The sequence below is a fragment of the Cyclobacterium sp. SOCE241 genome (assembly GCF_056867545.1).
The window spans coordinates 903,166-921,809 of the sequence record NZ_CP149779.1; the positions used below are offsets into that span (position 1 = coordinate 903,166).

Here is an 18,644-nt window from a genome sequence, read left to right on the forward strand (position 1 = left end):
ATCATAAAATCATGTATAAAAATTATCTAAAAATTGCCTGGCGAAACCTTACCCGCAACAGGGGCTACTCTGCAATAAATATCGGAGGATTGGCACTGGGAATGGCTGTTGTTATCATGATTGGTTTATGGGTTCTGGATGAATTTACTTTTAATACCTACCATAAAAACCATGATAAAATTGCTCAGATTTACAATAGAACTAAAAATCTGGATACAAGTGAAATTGAGTCTTTTCCCTCTACGCTGTACACCATGGGTAGCGTGATAAAAGACAATTATTCAGATTATTTTATTCATGCAATACGTGCTACCTGGGTAGGGAATTATGTATTGACGAATGCGGGAGAAAATCACACCCAAACAGGGCAGTTTATTGAAAGTGAGGGGCTGGAAATGCTCTCTTTGGAAATGATACAAGGGGCTTATTCTAGTTTAGAAGAGGTCAATGCTGTGGTTTTGTCAGAGACTGCTGCTGCAGCCATTTTTGGAGAAGAAAACCCTATAGGTAAATCTATAAAGATCAATAATGAGATGGATGCCGTCGTAAATGGCGTTTACAAGGAACTCCCCAAAAACAACAGTTTTGCTAATGTGAAATTTTTTGCCAATTGGAAATTGACAGAGGCCAATGAGCCCGAAAGATTCGAACGAATAAAAACAGTATGGGACGATTGGTCTTTCCAATTTTATGTACAATTAAGGCCGGAAATTGATTTTGAAACAGCCAATGCTGCTTTGAAGGATTTGTATTTTCAATATGGACCCGCGGAATCATTGGAGGGTTTCGAGAAACGTGGTCTACATCCTTTTGCTTATCCCATGGACAAATGGCATTTGTATTCCCAATTTGATGCTCAAGGGGAGCCTACAGAAGGTAGGATCACTTTTGTGTGGTTATTTATAGCCATAGGTTTATTTGTATTGATTCTGGCCTGTATTAACTTTATGAACCTCAGTACAGCTCGCTCTGAAAAGCGTTCCAAAGAAGTAGGCATTAGAAAAACCGTGGGCTCCAATAAGCAGCAATTGGTCTTCCAGTTCCTAAGTGAATCCATATTGATTTCAGGTATTGCCCTACTTTTCGCATTGGCAATGGTATTGCTCACCATTCCATGGTTCAATGAATTGGCGGGCAAAAATATGCAGATACCCTGGGCCAACCTGACCTTCTGGGCATCTATATTGGGGGTCACCTTGCTAACTGGGATGTTGGCTGGTAGTTATCCGGCCTTGTACCTTTCCTCCTTTAGTCCGATCATGGTATTGAAAGGAACATTTAAGGCTGGACCCTATTCCGCAGTTCCCAGAAAGGTATTGGTAGTCTTTCAGTTTGCTGTATCGATAATGTTGGCAGTGGGAACAGTGATCGTTTTTAACCAAATAGAGTTCACCAAGGACCGGCCGATTGGCTATGACCGAAGCAATCTTATTTCGATACAAATGAATAATCCCGAGTACAATGGAAAGTACAACCTATTGAGGAATGAATTGATAAACACAGGAGTTGTGGAAGACATGACCCAGTCTTCTTCTCCATTAATGGGCGTTTATAGCAATGGAGGTGGGGGTATCAGTTGGGAAGGCAAAGATCCTGAGATGTCACCTGACTTTGGTATTTTGCGGGTAACGCATGATTATGGGAATACCGTTGGTTGGCAGTTTGTGGATGGCAGGGACTTTTCCAGGGACTATGCTTCGGACTCCGCGACGGTTATTTTAAATGAAACGGCTGTCAAATACATGGGGTTGGAAAATCCGGTAGGGAGCTTCATTACATTTGGGAATGACGACCGGGCAGAGATCATCGGTGTTACAAAAGACATGGTAATGCAGTCACCTTATCAACCTGTTAAACAGGCCTTTTTCTATATAGATTACGATAGGGTAGACTATATAAACATTAAAATTAAGCCCGATGCAATTGCCAGTGATGCCATTGCCCGGATTGAAGAGGTATTTGCCAAAGTTGTTCCTTCAGCCCAATTTGATTATGGTTTTGTAGATGAGGCTTTTGGTCAAAAGTTTGAATCTGAAGAGCGCCTGGGGAATTTGGCAGGAGTTTTCACCCTTTTGGCCATTCTTATTAGTTGCTTGGGCCTTTTTGGTTTGGCTTCCTTTGTCGCGGAGCAACGAACCAAGGAAATAGGGGTTCGAAAAGTGTTGGGGGCATCAGTTTTAAATTTATGGCAAATGCTTTCCAAAGATTTTGTGATTCTTGTGCTGATTTCCTGCATGATTGCGATTCCTATTGTCTATTACTTTATGAGTCAGTGGTTACAGAATTACGATTACCGTATGGAAATATCTGCATGGACTTTTGGCTATGCCACTGCTGGTGCATTGCTCATTACCCTATTGACGGTAAGCTTCCAAGCCCTTAAGGCCGCAAATGTAAATCCTGTGAAGAGTTTAAGAACTGAATAAACCAGAAAGCCATGTACAGAAATTATCTAAAAATCGCTTTTCGAAGTATCTGGAAAAACAAAACCTTTTCATTGATCAATGTAATTGGTCTATCCATAGGTTTGAGTGCTGCTTTTGTGATTGGAATTATGATTTATTATGACCTTACTTTTGATAAATTTCATGAGGATAGGGATAGGATTTACCGTGTAGTAGTAGATACCCAAGGACCTGACCGAGAAGGCCATTCTAGAGGTGTTCCTGTACCACTAATAGATGCTTTGAAAGCCAATAGTACAGGAATTGACCATGTCAGTCCATTTTTCCTTTTTGGTTTTGATAAAGTAACTGTAGCTTCTAGTCAAGAGGAATTTGACTGGCCTGGAGATATAGTGATTGCTGACCAGGCATACTTTAAGATTTTCAATTACCAATGGCTTGCAGGATCATCCAATGCAGCACTCGAAAATCCGTATGAAGTAGTATTGAGCAAAAGTAGGGCGGAAAAATACTTTCCTGGCAAATTACCAGAAGAAGTCATTGGCAATACCTTGGTTTATGAGGATTCTTTAATCGTAAAAGTGACAGGAATTGTGGCTGAATTTGAAGACCGTAGTGACTTTACATTCAAGGAGTTTTTATCCCGAAGCTCGGTTCAAAATTCAGAGAAGTATGGTTATATCTATGATACTAGTTGGGGAAGTATCAGTTCATCAACCCAATTGTTTATTAAAACAGATAAATTTAATAATAAAGAAGCCGTGCAAGCCCAACTGAATGCATTGGCTGAAGAGTACAAGAATGAAGAAATGGCTGCTTTGGGCTATTTCAGGTCCTTCAATTTGCAACCTTTGAAAGCCCTACACCTTAACGATAATTACGGTGTATTTGACAACAGCAGTTACCGGGCAAGCGCTGATATTTTATTTGGTTTGGGTTTTATTGCCCTTTTTCTATTGCTTTTAGGGTGCATTAATTTTATCAATCTTAATACAGCTCAATCTGCCAAGCGGGCAAAAGAAATTGGCATTCGGAAAACTTTGGGAAGTTCCAAAAAGCAGTTGGTGATTCAATACCTAGGCGAAACTTTCATTTTGACCCTTGCGGCAGCTATTTTGTCCCTATTCTTGGCTTCTTTACTGCTTCGTGTTTTTGCCGATTTTATACCATCAGGGCTTAGCTTGGATTTAATGCAAAACCCGGTACTTATTTTTTTTTATTGCTGTTACTAATCCTCATTACCTTTTTGGCGGGATTTTATCCAGGCCTTGTGTTGTCTCATTTTAAACCAGTATCCGTACTCAAAAATCAATCGGTTTTGGATGGGGACAAGGGGAGTTTAAGAAAATTCCTAACTGTTTTCCAATTTGTTATTGCCCAGGTCTTTATTATAGCCACGCTATTGGTAGGCAAACAGATAAACTACCTGATAAATAAGGATATGGGATTTAAGACGGAGTTCATCGCCTATATTAAAGCTCCGAGAGGTAATGCTTCGCTTGAAAAATATGAAGCGTTTAGGGAGGAACTTGAAGCAGTCCCTGAGGTAAAAAATTTAAGTATTGCTGGAGATCCTCCCGCATCCCAAAGCTATTCAGGAAGAGGAGTGAGCTATTTTTCTGAGGGAGAGGAAACCCATGTTCAAATACAATTGCTCTATGGAGATGAAAATTACCTCGATTTATATGGAATAGACCTTTTGACGGGTCGTTTACCTCTCAAGGATTCTATTTCGGAATATGTAATCAATGAAACATTGATGCGCCAAATTGGATTTCAAAAACCGGAAGAGGTCATTGGCCAGCAATTCAAAGTAAACAATAAAAATATACCTATTGTAGGGGTTATGGAAGACTTTAACCAAAGTTCCTTAAGGGAGGAAATAGAGCCTATGGCATTTCTTCAGGATAGTCAAAATAGAACCCTACACTTTTCCTTTGAGGCTAACGATATAGAAAATTGGCCTTTGGCAATAAATAAAATAGAATCGCAGTGGAAGGAGTTCTTTCCTGACGAAACGTTTAAAATTAATTTTGTGGATGAGGATGTCAAGAAATTTTACAGCGAGGAGCAAAGTACGGCCACGCTTTTAAAATGGTCAACCGGATTGGCTATACTCATCAGTTGCCTTGGCCTTCTTGGTTTGGTAATCCATACCACCGAAAGACGCACCAAAGAAATCGGTATTAGAAAAGTCCTGGGGGCCTCTATCATGCAACTTAACCTCTTACTGGGTAAAGAGTTTATGGCGCTGGTGGGCATTGCTTTTGTTATTGCTGTTCCTATTGCCTGGTGGGGAATAAGTAGCTGGTTGCAGGAATTCGCCAACCATACGGCCATGAGTTGGTGGGTTTTCCTACTTGGTGGCTTAGGTATTTCAATAATTGCATTGGCTGTCATCAGTATCCGAATATTTGCAACAGCCAATACCAACCCTGTGAAAAGTTTAAGTACGGAATAAGCGACTTCAAAGTGTAAATTTATTTGACATAATTTGTCAAAATATTTTACATTTCGTCTTCTGATCCAGATTGAACGCAATACAATGCACTGATTATAAGAAGATTATATTTGTGGCATAAAGATCGTAAAAATGATTGCAGGAAATGGACATTTATAATGTAAAAAACAATGCTACGACATAACTTAAAACTTTTCTTTAGAAATATAAAGAACAACAAGGGGACCTTCCTGATCAATACCTTTGGTTTAGGCATTGGGATTGCTTCTTTTTGCTTTTGGCACTTTATGTCCACAACGACCTGACCTACAATCAATTTCATGATAATTATGAAAATATCTACAGGGTCAGGGATGGTGAATCAGTGCAGACCAAAGGACCTTTATTGCCAAAGTTATTGGAAGAGATACCTGAAATTGAAAATGGTACGCGAATTTTTGATTGGGAAGGTTTTCGCATAAGTTATGAAGATGTTGCCTTCCAGGAAAATATAATATACGTAGATGAAGGTTTTTTCTCTGTCTTTAGTTTTCCATTTACCGAAGGATCGGCAAAAAATGCCATTCAGGACAAATATGGTGTGGTGATAAGTACAAACCTTGCTAAAAAGTATTTTGGTGATGAACCTGCTGTAGGTAAAAAACTGCAAATAAAATTTGAGGATGTATTCCTAGAAGTTAAAGGGGTGGTAGCCATTCCTTCAAATTCTTCCATAAAATTTGATATTGTTTCCTCCTATGATACAGGGGAGGAGATTTCCCCTTGGATGAAGGGTATACATGACTGGTACAACACCTTTTCAATTACTTATATTCAACTAAAAGATGGAATAAACCCCGAAGCACTTGATGAAAAACTTAAGCAAATTGTTAAAGAAAATTACTTACCGGTAGGTCAAAATGAAACAGACCTTAACCTATTGTCTTTAAGTGAATACCATGCTGCTGAAGAATCCAACCAAACGCTAATTGTAATCCTCAGCATAATTGCTTTTGGCATTATAAGTATCGCTATTGTTAATTTTATAAATCTAACCATTACCAGTGTGCTTTCTCGCATTAAGGAAATAGGCATTAAGAAAGTACATGGTGCCAGTAGGAGTGAGCTTTTTGGGCAAATATTGACAGAATCCTTTGCAGTTAGCTTTGTTGCCCTGTTTTTAGGGTTAGGCTTAATGGTTGTATTTCTTCCAAGCTTCAATTCACTGTTTGAAACCAACTTACATTATTCACCCCTTGAAAAGCCCGTTTTTATTTGGATACCATTTCTCATTTGGGCGGTAGTAGGAGCATTATCAGGTTTAATACCTTCCTTTTTCTGGGCAAGGGGTAAATTGACTGAAAGTCTAAAAGGAAATGCCTTTTCAGGAAGCAGGTCTTCAGGTGCAAGACACTCCCTTATCGTCATTCAGTTTGCCATAGCTATTGTATTGATTTCAGGTACAGTTTTGGTCAGAAAACAAGTCAAGGCCATGATGGAGAAAGACCCTCTTTTTGACACGGAAAATGTAATCATTACAGAATTGCAACCCTGGCAATTTCCTGACTTGGAAAAGACAAGCAGTCAATACAAACGAATAGCTGCGGAGATGGAAGAAAGTCCATTGGTCGAGGCCCTCAGCTTCTCTCAGTGTTTCCCTGGTTACTATGGTGAAAATTACAATATTTTTTACCCTCAGGGAGAAAACTTGCCAGAATCGATACACCTTCGAAAAGCCTATGTTGGAGAAAACTATTTTAAAACCTTTGGAATAAAAATATTGTCAGGTCATGGCTTTGAAAAAGGAAGCGTAGATTTTGAAAATGCGATTGTTCTCAATAAGGCCGCTACACAATTGTTGGGTTATAGGGAGGCAAATGGGCAGATTCTTAATGAAAGCTCAACAAGTGGGGACATTCGGAAGTTGGTGGGTATTGTGGATGATTTTAGCTATCAAGGAGTTCAATACAAAGCCCAACCATTGGTCCATATTTTTGCTGATCAGGAGGATTTTACCAATTGGGGATTTTTTTCCATCAAAGCGAAGAAAGGAGCAAGCCTTCAGGTGCTTGATCAATTGAAAGAAAAATGGAGTGCTGCTTTTTCAGGAATAGCACCCAAGTTTTATTTTGCAGATGAAAAACTTAACGAACAGTACAAAGAGTACATAAAAATCAACACCTTGGTGGCTTGGTTTTCTATACTTGCTGTTTTACTTTCCTGCATGGGTTTGTTTGCCTTGGCTTCCTATTCTATGGCAAAAATGACCAAAGAAATTGGGATTAGAAAAGTAAATGGTGCCAAAGTTTCCGAAATTATAATTTTACTTAACAAAGACTTTCTAAAATGGGTATTGATGTCTTTTATCATTGCCGTGCCTATAGCTTGGTATGGTATGCACCATTGGTTGGAGGGCTTTGCTTATAAAACAACGATCAGTTGGTGGGTATTTGGTTTGGCGGGAGTACTTGCCATTGGCATTGCCCTTTTGACTGTTAGTTGGCATAGTCTCAATGCTGCCATGGCCAATCCTGTGGATGCTTTAAAGGAAGAATAGCACTGAAAATTAAAATATTTAACACTAATATTATACCATGCTCATACAATTAAGTAATATTTTTAAATGGGTCCAGCAGGGCGGAAGAAGGGTTTTTTTGCTTAAAGACATCAACCTTGAAGTTGAGGAAGGCGCTTTTATTTCCATTATGGGACCTTCCGGTTCAGGAAAGTCTACTTTGCTCAATGTAATTGGTATGTTGGATGTCTTTGATGAAGGTAAATACAATTTTATGGATGAACCTGTTCACCAATTGAAAGAAAAACAGCGTGCTGAGCTCTACAAACAATACATTGGTTTTGTTTTTCAGGCTTATCATTTGATCGATGAGTTGACTGTCTATGAAAATCTTGAAATGCCATTACTCTATAAAAAACATCCGCGTGCTGAAAGAAAGGCACTTGTTGCAGATATGCTTGACCGGTTTAATATTGTAGGTAAAAAAGATTTGTTTCCCTCTCAATTGAGTGGCGGTCAACAACAACTGGTTGGTATTGCTCGCGCTTTAATTGGTAAGCCAAAATTAATTCTTGCAGACGAACCTACAGGCAACCTGAATTCTAAGCAAGGAGAAGAAATTATGGAGCTTTTTAAACAATTAAACAGTGAAGGTGTCACCATTATTCAAGTTACCCATTCAGAAAAAATGCAGCTTATGGAAAGAAAATCATTCATTTATTGGATGGAAGGATGGAAAAATTCTGATTTTTTATAGAGAAAAAGCCTAGATTTGATTTAGAATTTATAATTCATACAGAGAAAAAAATATTTTGTAACCATTAATATTTTTTCAATTTAGATGTAGAATTGCCCCTTATAAGTATCATTTTGACAATTAATCTAAACATTTTAAACTGTAAGACGTTAAATTTTGAGTTATTCGTTATATTGCAGAAGTAAATGAATTAGGTTGAATTTTAAAAAATCGACATATCGAAGTATAGCTTTTGGGTTCTTAACCCTCTTTTTATCGTTGTTGTTTATGCCAAGTATATTGGTGGCAGCAATTGATGATGAGGTTAATATTTCTATGTATTTTTCTTTCACAGAGGAAGAAACCAAAGAACATGAAGTGAAATGTGCCTTGGACGTCGATGATTTTTTCCTACCAATCATTTCTTATTGGCCAAATCATTTGATGATATTGTTTCTTGTAAATTCAATATAAATAATATCCTCAATAGCCTTTTTGATCCCGGCATAATCGTTCCTCCTCCAGAGTTTAATTAATTTTTCTTTTGGTCCATGACGACTGTTAGTTGTCATTGGTTTTTTATTAACCCTTGGATTTATCCTATTTCAAATTTCTAGGGGAAAGAAATTTTAAACTCATAATTAAATTAAATGAAAAGTAACAATCTATTTGCGCATCTGAAATCAGATGTTGCATCAGGTTTGGTGGTATTTCTGGTAGCATTGCCTTTATGTTTGGGAATCGCATTGGCTTCCGGTGCCCCCTTGTTTGCAGGAATTATTGCAGGAATTATAGGTGGAATAGTCGTAGGATTCTTGAGTCAATCCCACATTAGTGTTTCAGGACCTGCGGCAGGCCTTACAGCCATTGTTTTTGTAGCCATTGCTGATCTTGGCTATGAATCATTTTTGGTAGCCGTGATTTTGGCAGGAGCCATGCAGTTGATACTTGGCTTCGTGAAGGCAGGTACAATTTCCAATTATTTTCCTTCAAACGTAATTGAAGGGATGCTAGCGGGAATTGGTATAATTATCTTTATTCAGCAGATTCCACATGCATTAGGTGCTGATGTTGAAATTAGCTCTGGATTAGGCATATTTTTAGATATTTTTGCCGCCTTTCAAGACATCCAGCCGGGAATTCTTATTATCACAGTTGCTTCATTAGCTGTATTAATCACTTGGCAAAAAACTCCGGCATTAAAGAAATTGAAATTGGTTCCGGGTGCTTTGGTAGCAGTACTTTTGGGTATCTTTATAAATGGTTTGTTTATTGCAACCAACAGTTCCTTTGCTGTAGATGCTGACTACTTGGTTAATTTACCGGTTCCAAAAAGTATAGAAGAATTTAAAGGAATATTTGTCACCCCTTCTTATGAAGCAGTGTTTAATCCCGGTGTTTGGATTGTTGCTGTTACGATTACTATCGTTGCATCCATAGAAACTTTGTTATGTATAGAGGCAACCGAAAGGTTAGATCCTTTAAAAAGGTTTGTTAATACCAATGTGGAATTGAAGGCACAAGGAGTAGGAAACATGATAAGTGGTGTTTTAGGTGGACTTCCAATGACTTCTGTAGTTGTTAGGTCCTCGGCAAATGCTAATTCAGGTGCTAAGACTAAAATGTCAGCAATAATCCATGGTTTTCTTTTACTAATCTGCGTATTGAGTATTCCAATGGTGCTTAACTTGATTCCTATGGCTACTCTTGCAGCCATACTGTTGACAATTGGTTATAAACTTGCAAACCCTTCTACCATAAAGCATTTTTGGGATCGTGGTAAATACCAGTTTATCCCGTTCATTGTAACCATGTTGGCAGTAGTTTTCCTAGGTTTACTAAATGGCGTAGCTCTTGGAATGATTTTAAGTGTTATATTTATATTAAGAGGAAACATTAAAAAAGCTTATTTCTTCAGGAAAGAAGAATACAGCAGTGGTGATGTGATTCATGTGGATTTGGCCCAGGAGGTATCTTTCTTAAATAAAGCGGCAATTAAACTTACACTCAATAAACTTCCAGAGAATTCTAAAGTGATAATCAATGCTTCTGATACTGTATATATCGCACAAGATGTGTTGGATTTAATACATGAATTTAAAATGGTTAATGCCAAAGAAAAAGGAATAAAAGTAGTATTAGTAGGTTTTAAAGATGCTTATCGATTAGATAATGACATAGAAACCAACAATAAGGTATACATTGACAAAAACCTTCTGTCTGAAGAAAAAATCAGTCAACTATTCAATAATTAATGTAATTGTAATCGCAAGAAAGGCAATAATCCTGCTTGGTTTAATTTTAGGTTCATTTTTTAAGTCATTACATTTACAAAATCTTTGATGGTTATTAAAATGGCTGTTTATTGATAAATATGAACCGGAATGAGGCTTATGGAATAATTATTGTCTTTGATTGAATAATTCAACCCAATATTTAAAAAACTCTAAAAAAAGAATGAAAGCACATACTGCAGAAACTCAGGCCACAATGACACCTGCCAAGGCCTTGGAAATATTACAGGAAGGAAACCAACGATTTGTAAGTAATTTAAAAGTAAACAGAAATCTTCTTGAACAAGTAAATGCTACCAAAGATGGCCAGTTTCCTTTTGCAATTGTATTGAGCTGTATAGACAGTAGAACTTCAGCAGAATTGATTTTTGACCAAGGTTTGGGAGATATTTTCAGTGTTAGAATAGCAGGGAATGTGTTGAATAAGGACATATTAGGAAGTATGGAATTTGCCTGTAAACTTGCCGGTTCAAAGCAAATTGTAGTTTTGGGACACAGTAAGTGTGGGGCGATTAAAGGAGCCTGTGCTGGTGTGAAAATTGGTAATTTATCAGGTTTATTGGAAAAAATTGATCCTGCCATTGGAGATGTAGCTTCAGAAATGCCGGATGTAGACCATTCGGACCCTGAATTTATCCGAGCTGTGGAAAAAAGAAACGTTATTACCACCATGGATTTGATTTTACAAGAAAGTCCGGTTTTGAAAGAATTGTATGAAAATGGAGAGATAGGAATGACAGGCGGGTATTATGATGTTGATACCGGTGAGGTTACATTTATGAAGGCAGTCTTAGGTGAACAGTCCTAAATAGAAAACAAACTTAGAACCTAAATAATAGAAGGCAGTTTTAAGAATCATTAATTGATTTTTAATACTGCCTTTTATTTCTTTCGTAATTAAATTTTAGCATCAAAAGTAGCGTCGGCTTAAAACTTATAAAAATAATTCATGTCGGTATTTTGGGGTGATGATTTTTGTTTCTCGTAAATTTCTATTGGAAAGGTTGATTTTTAGGTTCATATAAAAAAATCCTTCTTCTTCTTTTTTGTTTATTTGTTCTTCACTATCACAATGCTCATAGGTTTTGATGTAATCGATTTTTTCAGAAGAAAGGTCAAAATCAAAAATAGCTCAGAATTCACAAAATTTAAGCATAGGCAAATATTATAAAGTCAATTAACGATTATACTATAATGGAACGCCTATAAATTTTGCTTTATTATTTGGTCTGAAAACAAACATAATATAGGCCCAATTTTGACTTTCCTTAAGTTCACCATTGGATTGAATTTGTTTAAAAGTATCATAGGCAAAAAATTGACTATAGCCTGCTTGAATGGATACAGATTCACTAATTACTTTCCCAAGGCTTAGGTCTATTTCTGATCCAAACCCTTTGTCTAATTCTGGACCACTGTATTCATCCCTAAGAAGGGTAGCATTTGCTGCAAAATTATGGTAATCACCTTGGATCCAAAAACCGGAATTAAAATTATATCTTGTTCTTAGGTAAATATCTCTTAAGCCCACTGAATTAAAATGATTTCCAACATAGAATAAATCCATGAAACCATTAAATGCATGATTGGTTCCGTATAAAGGAGAAAATGACTTGTTCTTTTGTTGGTCATTTGTCGGTGTCCCACTAATCAGTTCAAAGCCTGCTGTTGCGGTATACTTGGTTCCCTTCTCTTTGTTTTCCATTAATTTATGGGTTATGTGCGCACTTATATCATAAGCTGAGGTAGATCTATCAAATATATCTTTCCCAAGTTGGTAATAAAAATAGCCTGAAAGCTGGGTTTGAGGCATGGTATATTTTAAAGTTGGAAGGGCTAAAGTTTGTAAGTAACGAATTCCAGAGTTAGTGGTGTTGGTAACTTGGTCGATTTCCTGAAATTGCCTGCCATCATTCCAAAAAGAAAGGCGTAATTTAATTTACCGGCTTTGTTTTCAAAGCGTATTAGTTGAGCGGCCTTATAATTATTAAAGGAAGAATAGACATGGTCCTGTATTTTTTGACCGTCTTGGTTAAAACCAAACCCAAAATGAAGTTTTGCATTTTCTTTTTCATACTTCATCAAAGCAAATTCATGGGACCTACCTTGAAGTGCCCAGTCTAGATTTCCTAAAAATCGTGCATTGTCATAATTTAACTCTTGTCTTCCTAATTTTAGTTTCCAATATTCCCCAAAGTCAACTTCTGCCCAAGCCTCATGAACAGACAAATAGTTATCGGAAATATTGGCGGTAGAACTACTTCCCCAAGTACGCACATCTTGTATACTCATAAAGAAAGTAAGGCGATCAACCTTATAACTAGCTTGTAATCTTGCCCTGTGAGCTATAAAGCCGGCATGATCGACATTTTTATTCATTAATTTTTGATAACCATTGCGGTATTCACTTCTCACAAGCATTTGACCATCTAAATCAAATTGGGCATGACTTTGCTTAGGAAAGAAAATTATTACCGTTAGTATCGCAAGAACATGGTATACTTTTTTCATAATAAAAGGAATAATATGGTTCAATAGTCGGTTTATATCCACCCAATAAGGAGTTTTTAGCCTAATAATGGGTGATTTATTCATGTAATACCATTCAACTCCTTAACGAATTGGTATATTTTCATTCAGGTATTGCCAAACGAAATTATGTAAGGGGATAAAGAAGTGAATTTTATTTAAATACTGAAACTTTGGTATGATAGTCGTTAATAAATTAAAACCTAAAAATGACAAATACCTAATAATTATAAAAAATTTGGGTTAAAAATATACTTCTAACCTAACTAAATAGCAAAATTCATGTAATTTAGGTTGGAATTTAATCTGATGTAAATGAAAGTCATTGAATTTTATTTAAAAATTAATTTTATGGCAAAGAAGTCATTATAGTTTGATTCTCGGTAATTTAAACCTTTAATTTTATAGGAATAGCTGGTATTATAAACCTTTTGATAAGATCTTTAGAAACAAAGTTTGTGTTAGGCGATGAATTATGGATTTTTTTATTGTTTTTAGGTTATTAAAATCAAACACCAATAAACCCTAATTTATAACTTAAAATCATGCATGTTTTTTATACTTATTTTTACCATCTACATGGTGTTTTTAGCATTAAATGCTGGGGCTTTAGTGGAAAATGTCTGTATTTATCGGCATTGTTTATGGCTTGCTTTACCTGGGTAAACGCACAGCAAGTAGATTGGAGAAATATTGAAAATGGCCGGGTTATTCCTGACAAAAGCTATAGTGATCAGCCTTATATCGTAAAAACGGATGACGGAGCTTGGTTGTGTGTGATGACCACAGGATCCGGCCATGAGGGAGCCAGTGGACAACATATCATCAGCCAAAGAAGTTTTGACGAAGGGCTTTCCTGGCAAGATATGATTGAAATAGAGCCCTCTGATGGGCCTGAAGCTTCCTATGCTGTCCTATTGAAAGCTCCTTCAGGTCGTATTTTTGTGTTTTACAATCATAACACAGACAACTTACGAGAAGTGAAAGGAGACGATCCACCTTATAATAACGGGATTGTTAAAAGAGTGGATAGTCAGGGCTATTATGTGTTTAAATATTCGGATGACCATGGCCAATCATGGTCAGAGGAAAGGCATACTATTCCGGTCAGGCAATTTGAAATTGATAAAAACAACCCGTATAAGGGAGAGATTAGATTTTTCTGGAATGTAGGCAAACCCTTTTCTCACGACGGGAGTGCTTTTGTTCCTTTGACCAAAGTGGGTGGATTTGGCAATGGTTTTTTTACCTCAAATGAAGGTGTTTTACTAAAAAGTGACAATCTCTTGGATGTGGCGGATCCGGCTGATGCTAATTGGATTACATTGCCTGATGGAGACATAGGCTTGCAAACCCCGGAGAATGGCGGTTCAATAGCTGCTGAACATAGCTATTCTATACTAAGTGATGGCTCTTTCTTTGCGGTTTACCGTTCATTGGATGGGCATCCGGTCTACAGTTATAGCCGGGATAAGGGGAGAACCTGGGATAAACCACAATATATGCGATTTGCAGATGGGCGCTTGATGAAAAACCCAAGGGCAGCCAATTTTGCCTGGAAATGTGACAATGGTAAATACCTCTATTGGTTTCACAATCACGGTGGAAAGTTTATCAGAGAACATCCCAATCCTGCGGCTATAGGTTACAATGACCGCAATCCGGTTTGGATGGTGGGAGGCGTAGAAGTGGATAGTGATGACGGAAAAGTGATTCAATGGAGCCAACCTGAGGTCTTACTTTATGATGAGGACCCTTTGGTTCGAATGAGTTACCCAGACCTGATTGAGGAAAATGGCAATTATTATATTACGGAGACCCAAAAGGACATTGCCCGTGTGCATCAAATTGACAATGCCTTTCTAGAACGCCTTTGGGGCCAATTTGAGGAACCTGTACGGGTTCGGGATGGTTTGTTGCTCAATTGGTCAGGACAAAACGAAAGTTTACCCCAAAAACTCCCTGCTCCGGCTGTGCCAACCTTTTGGGTTAGGGACAGCAATACGGCTGATTACAGAGGGAAAAGCAGCAATGCAGGCTTTACCATAGAACTGGGTTTTTTGCTTAATGAGATCAAAGAAGGTCAGGTTTTGGCGGATACTAGAGATGCTTCAGGTAAGGGTTGGTGGATAAGCATTTCCGATAAAAACAACATAATTTTTCAGATGAACGATGGACAAACCCAAGTTGCTTGGAGTGCTGATCCAGGAACAATTCACGCGAATACCCAGCATCAAGTAAGTATTATTATAGACGGAGGTCCAAATATTATTTCATTTGTAACAGATGAGCGCTTCAATGATGGGGGAGCGCACAGGCAATTTGGCTGGGGCAGGTTCAGTCCCTACTTCAAATCGCCAGAAGGCTCAAAGACTTTACTACTAGGTTCAAGGATAAAAGGAGAACTAAATTATATAAGGTTTTTTGATCGGGCTTTGATGGTATCGGAAGTTTTGGCTAGTCAGAGGTGGGAAAAGTGATGTATTGATTTGGTGATCGGGTGATGGGGGATTTTATGATGGAGTGAGAAGTGGGTGGTAGTTCTGTTGGGCTAGGGATTTCGTTAACTTAAAATAAAAAAATGAAGATTATGCTTTGAAATTTCATTGATTTCGGGTTATTACTGCTTTCTGTCATCCCATGGGGGAATGAGTGGAGCCGAAGCCGGCAAATCGAAAATTTCATTCAGTAAAATTAGGAAATTGATTTGAAAAAATCTGGTCTGATAATTACTAACCCAGTACTTTCAAGGTGGGGCTTCATTTTTGGACCACATAGAAGATCTTGAATTTTCTGCTTTTCACTTTTTCCAAATTGTTTCAACTAATAAATGATTCTATCGCTTATATTTATTTCTTTGTAATAAAGAGACCTGATCAAATATGAAATTAATTAGATCCATCCTATTTTTAATAACAGTCTTATTTTTCTTTATTAGTTGTCGTGAAGGGGAACATGTGATATATGTTAGTCCGGAAGGCGACAACAGTCTGGAAGGCACCGAAGAATTTCCTCTGCAAACCCTTGAGAAAGCTTTGGAAAAGGCAATGGAATTAAGAAAGAATGAAAAGGGGCAAATAAGCATCTTATTGGAGGAAGGGGATTATTATTTATCTAATCCTTTAGTTATCTCAAATGCATTAAGTGATTTAGCGATTATTGGTGAAGGGACAGAAAAAGTTAGCGTAAAAGGGTCAAAAGTGCTTCAAACCAATTGGAAGGCTTTTGATGAAAATATTTACTATACTGAGATTAAAGAAGATATTGATTTTAGCCAAGTATATATCAATGGCAAAAAACAAATTCTTGCCAGATATCCAAATTATAATGAAAATGGAGGGGCTTGGCAAGGACATGCTGCGGATGCAATCTCTAAAGAAAGAGTAAGTACTTGGAATAATCCTAAAGGTGGTTTTGTTCATGCCATGCATCGAGGAAGGTGGGGAGGTTTCCATTATTTAATTAATGGAATTGATGCTAAAGGAGAACTTATGCTAAGCGGAGGACATCAGAATAATCGACCTTCAAGCATGCACCCGGAACTCAGAATGGTTGAAAATATATTTGAAGAGCTAGACAGTGAAGGAGAGTGGTATTTTGATAAGCAAGGAAAAAAACTTTACCTATGGGTAGAAGAAGGTACTGATTTAAGCAATGCAACCACCGAAGTTTCATGGCTTAAACACCTGATAGAAATTAGCGGAAATAGAGAAAACCCGGTTAATAATGTCAAAATAGAAGGAATACGCTTTACCCATACCCGGACAACCTTTTTGGAAGAGTATGATAAATTGCTAAGAAGCGATTGGACCATTTACAGGGGAGGAGCCATTTTATTAAAAGGAACTGATTCAGTTTCTATTTTGGATTGTGAATTCACCAATTTGGGAGGAAATGTAATTTTCATCAACGGATATAACCGTAATACAGCGATTATGGGTAACCATATCCATGATTGCGGTGCAACAGCCATCGCTTTTGTTGGTGATCCTTCTGCAGTTCGTTCGGGTGCTTTTCAATACGAGGAGTTCGTTTCTTTGCAAGCCATGGATACTATTTCAGGCCCGGCCAATGATCTTTATCCTGCCAATGCTAAAGTTGTAAACAATCTAATTTATAGAATTGGCCGTGTGGAGAAGCAAGTAGCCGGTATACAGTTATCTATGTCAATGAATATTCATGTTCAAAATAATAGTATTTATGATGTACCTAGGGCAGGAATTAATGTGAGTGAAGGAACATGGGGAGGTCATTTAATTGAAAATAATGACGTGTTCAATACTGTTTTGGAAACCGGGGATCATGGGGCTTTTAACTCTTGGGGTAGAGATAGATTCTGGCATCCCCAAAGGAAGATAATGGATAGTCTTGTAAAAGTAAACCCTCAAATGCCTTATTGGGATGCCATACATACAACGGTGATCAGAAATAATCGTTTTCGTTGCGACCATGGATGGGACATTGATTTGGATGATGGATCTTCCAACTATCATATTTTCAATAATTTATGTCTAAATGGAGGAATAAAATTACGCGAAGGTTTTAATAGAAAGGTGGAAAATAATATTATGCTAAACAATGGTTTCCACCCTCATGTTTGGTTTGAAGACAGTAAAGATGTGTTTAGAAAGAATATAAGCATGACCAAACATTTCCCTATTCGCCTTGAAGGATGGGGTGAAGAAGTAGATTATAATTTGTTACCTGATTCAATTTCACTAGCATTAGCAAGAAAAAATGGAACAGATTTTAATAGTACCTATGGAAATCCAAAATTTCTTTCTCCTGAAACAGGTGATTTTACGGTAGCAAAAAATTCTCCGGCACTTCAGTTGGGGTTTAAAAATATCCCAATGGATAATTTTGGTGTTCAAAAAGCTAATTTAAAAGAGATAGCTAAACAACCCAATATTCCTGAATTAAATGCTTTGTATGCTCAATATGATGATACAAATTTAAAAAACTGGTTGGGAGCTAAACTTAAGAATGTAGAAACACTAGCTGAACAATCTGCCTCGGGTTTACATAAAAAGGCTGGAGTAATTGTTTTAAGTGTGGCTAAAGAAAGTAAATTGGAAATGGCAGGCATTGAAGATGCTGATGTTATTGTGGAAGTAGGAGGGGAAGAAATAGAAAACATTTCGGGTTTACTTCTAAAGTACCAGGAAAATTTATGGCGTGGTGTTTTAGATTTAACGATTATTCGTAATCAGAAAAAACGGAAAATTAATGTGAATTTACAGTGAGTTTTAAGTTGATAAAAGCCATTTTCTTAACTCCTTAAAGCGAAGTTTTTTATGGGTTTTGCTTCAGTATTCATAAGATTTTATTGAAATATGTAGTAAAATTATTATTTGAATAATTTTTTCAAAAAATAAATATATAGACTGTATCTTCTTTTTTGTGTTTTAGATATTATTTTTTGTTCTTTGAATATTTTTTCTAAATAAAGTTTGGGAAATTAACATTGATCATATATTATATATAGTAAAATTGTTAATTTTGCATATACAATTGAGTGAAATTCTAGGAAATCTATCAGCTTTCTTGGAATGATGTTTTTTGTACGTGAATGGTTAAATATCCAAATAAATGGTTTTTTAGGTGGTTAAACTAGTACGGTGCTGCTTTTTTCTGCAGATAAAGAAAGGAATGCTTTCTCCCATTTAGGTAATGCTCTAGTAGTTGATTTTTATTATTATAAATAAACTATTTTATTGCACAT

11 protein-coding genes and 1 pseudogene are annotated in these 18,644 nt (G+C 36.9%); 10 read left to right on the plus strand and 2 right to left on the minus strand.

Going from position 1 to position 18,644, the window contains the following annotated elements:
• Positions 1-11: 11 nt before the first annotated feature.
• The 8 genes and pseudogenes from WG932_RS04335 (at position 12) to WG932_RS04370 (ending at position 11,198) form a co-directional block, all read left to right on the plus strand.
• Positions 12-2,426, plus strand: a complete 2,415-nt coding sequence (locus WG932_RS04335) for an ABC transporter permease (protein WP_483087086.1) — start codon at positions 12-14, stop codon at positions 2,424-2,426.
• Positions 2,427-2,437: 11 nt separating this feature from the next.
• Positions 2,438-3,637 (plus strand): ABC transporter permease, encoded by a 1,200-nt coding sequence (locus WG932_RS04340; protein WP_483087087.1) that lies wholly within the window; start codon positions 2,438-2,440, stop codon positions 3,635-3,637.
• Positions 3,638-3,723: 86 nt separating this feature from the next.
• Positions 3,724-4,866 (plus strand): ABC transporter permease, encoded by a 1,143-nt coding sequence (locus WG932_RS04345; protein ID WP_483087088.1) that lies wholly within the window; start codon positions 3,724-3,726, stop codon positions 4,864-4,866.
• Between the two features lie 271 nt (positions 4,867-5,137).
• Positions 5,138-7,402, plus strand: a complete 2,265-nt coding sequence (locus WG932_RS04350; RefSeq protein WP_483087089.1) for an ABC transporter permease — start codon at positions 5,138-5,140, stop codon at positions 7,400-7,402.
• A 37-nt stretch (positions 7,403-7,439) separates the two neighbouring features.
• Positions 7,440-8,107: pseudogene (locus tag WG932_RS04355) on the plus strand (ABC transporter ATP-binding protein).
• Positions 8,108-8,384: 277 nt separating this feature from the next.
• The gene (locus WG932_RS04360) at positions 8,385-8,570 is read left to right on the plus strand and encodes a hypothetical protein (protein ID WP_483087090.1); all 186 of its coding nucleotides are present in this window, start codon (positions 8,385-8,387) and stop codon (positions 8,568-8,570) included.
• 176 nt (positions 8,571-8,746) lie between these two features.
• Entirely contained in the window at positions 8,747-10,351 is a 1,605-nt protein-coding gene (locus WG932_RS04365; protein ID WP_339681008.1) for a SulP family inorganic anion transporter, read from the plus strand.
• Positions 10,352-10,553: 202 nt separating this feature from the next.
• Positions 10,554-11,198, plus strand: coding sequence for a carbonic anhydrase family protein (locus WG932_RS04370; protein WP_014022144.1), 645 nt, complete (start codon positions 10,554-10,556; stop codon positions 11,196-11,198).
• Between the two features lie 381 nt (positions 11,199-11,579).
• Here WG932_RS04370 and WG932_RS04375 read toward each other — a convergent pair whose 3' ends face one another.
• Positions 11,580-12,203, minus strand: coding sequence for a hypothetical protein (locus WG932_RS04375; protein ID WP_483087091.1), 624 nt, complete (start codon positions 12,201-12,203; stop codon positions 11,580-11,582).
• Positions 12,204-12,226: 23 nt separating this feature from the next.
• Positions 12,227-12,985, minus strand: coding sequence for an alginate export family protein (locus tag WG932_RS04380; protein ID WP_483087092.1), 759 nt, complete (start codon positions 12,983-12,985; stop codon positions 12,227-12,229).
• Positions 12,986-13,464: 479 nt separating this feature from the next.
• Between WG932_RS04380 and WG932_RS04385 the strand changes: the two genes are divergently transcribed.
• On the plus strand, positions 13,465-15,399 hold the full coding sequence (locus tag WG932_RS04385; RefSeq protein WP_483087093.1) for an exo-alpha-sialidase: 1,935 nt from the start codon (positions 13,465-13,467) through the stop codon (positions 15,397-15,399).
• A gap of 402 nt (positions 15,400-15,801) precedes the next feature.
• On the plus strand, positions 15,802-18,165 hold the full coding sequence (locus WG932_RS04390) for a right-handed parallel beta-helix repeat-containing protein (RefSeq protein WP_483087094.1): 2,364 nt from the start codon (positions 15,802-15,804) through the stop codon (positions 18,163-18,165).
• Positions 18,166-18,644 lie beyond the last annotated feature (479 nt).

Excerpts from the sequence above, each read along its gene's own strand:
- WG932_RS04340 (WP_483087087.1), top strand. The coding sequence starts at position 2,438 with ATGTACAGAAATTATCTAAAAATCGCTTTTCGAAGTATCTGGAAAAAC.
- WG932_RS04375 (WP_483087091.1), bottom strand. The coding sequence starts at position 12,203 with ATGCCTCAAACCCAGCTTTCAGGCTATTTTTATTACCAACTTGGGAAA.
- WG932_RS04335 (WP_483087086.1), top strand. The coding sequence starts at position 12 with ATGTATAAAAATTATCTAAAAATTGCCTGGCGAAACCTTACCCGCAAC.
- WG932_RS04390 (WP_483087094.1), top strand. The coding sequence starts at position 15,802 with ATGAAATTAATTAGATCCATCCTATTTTTAATAACAGTCTTATTTTTC.
- WG932_RS04370 (WP_014022144.1), top strand. The coding sequence starts at position 10,554 with ATGAAAGCACATACTGCAGAAACTCAGGCCACAATGACACCTGCCAAG.
- WG932_RS04385 (WP_483087093.1), top strand. The coding sequence starts at position 13,465 with ATGCATGTTTTTTATACTTATTTTTACCATCTACATGGTGTTTTTAGC.
- WG932_RS04365 (WP_339681008.1), top strand. The coding sequence starts at position 8,747 with ATGAAAAGTAACAATCTATTTGCGCATCTGAAATCAGATGTTGCATCA.
- WG932_RS04360 (WP_483087090.1), top strand. The coding sequence starts at position 8,385 with ATGCCAAGTATATTGGTGGCAGCAATTGATGATGAGGTTAATATTTCT.
- WG932_RS04380 (WP_483087092.1), bottom strand. The coding sequence starts at position 12,985 with ATGAATAAATCACCCATTATTAGGCTAAAAACTCCTTATTGGGTGGAT.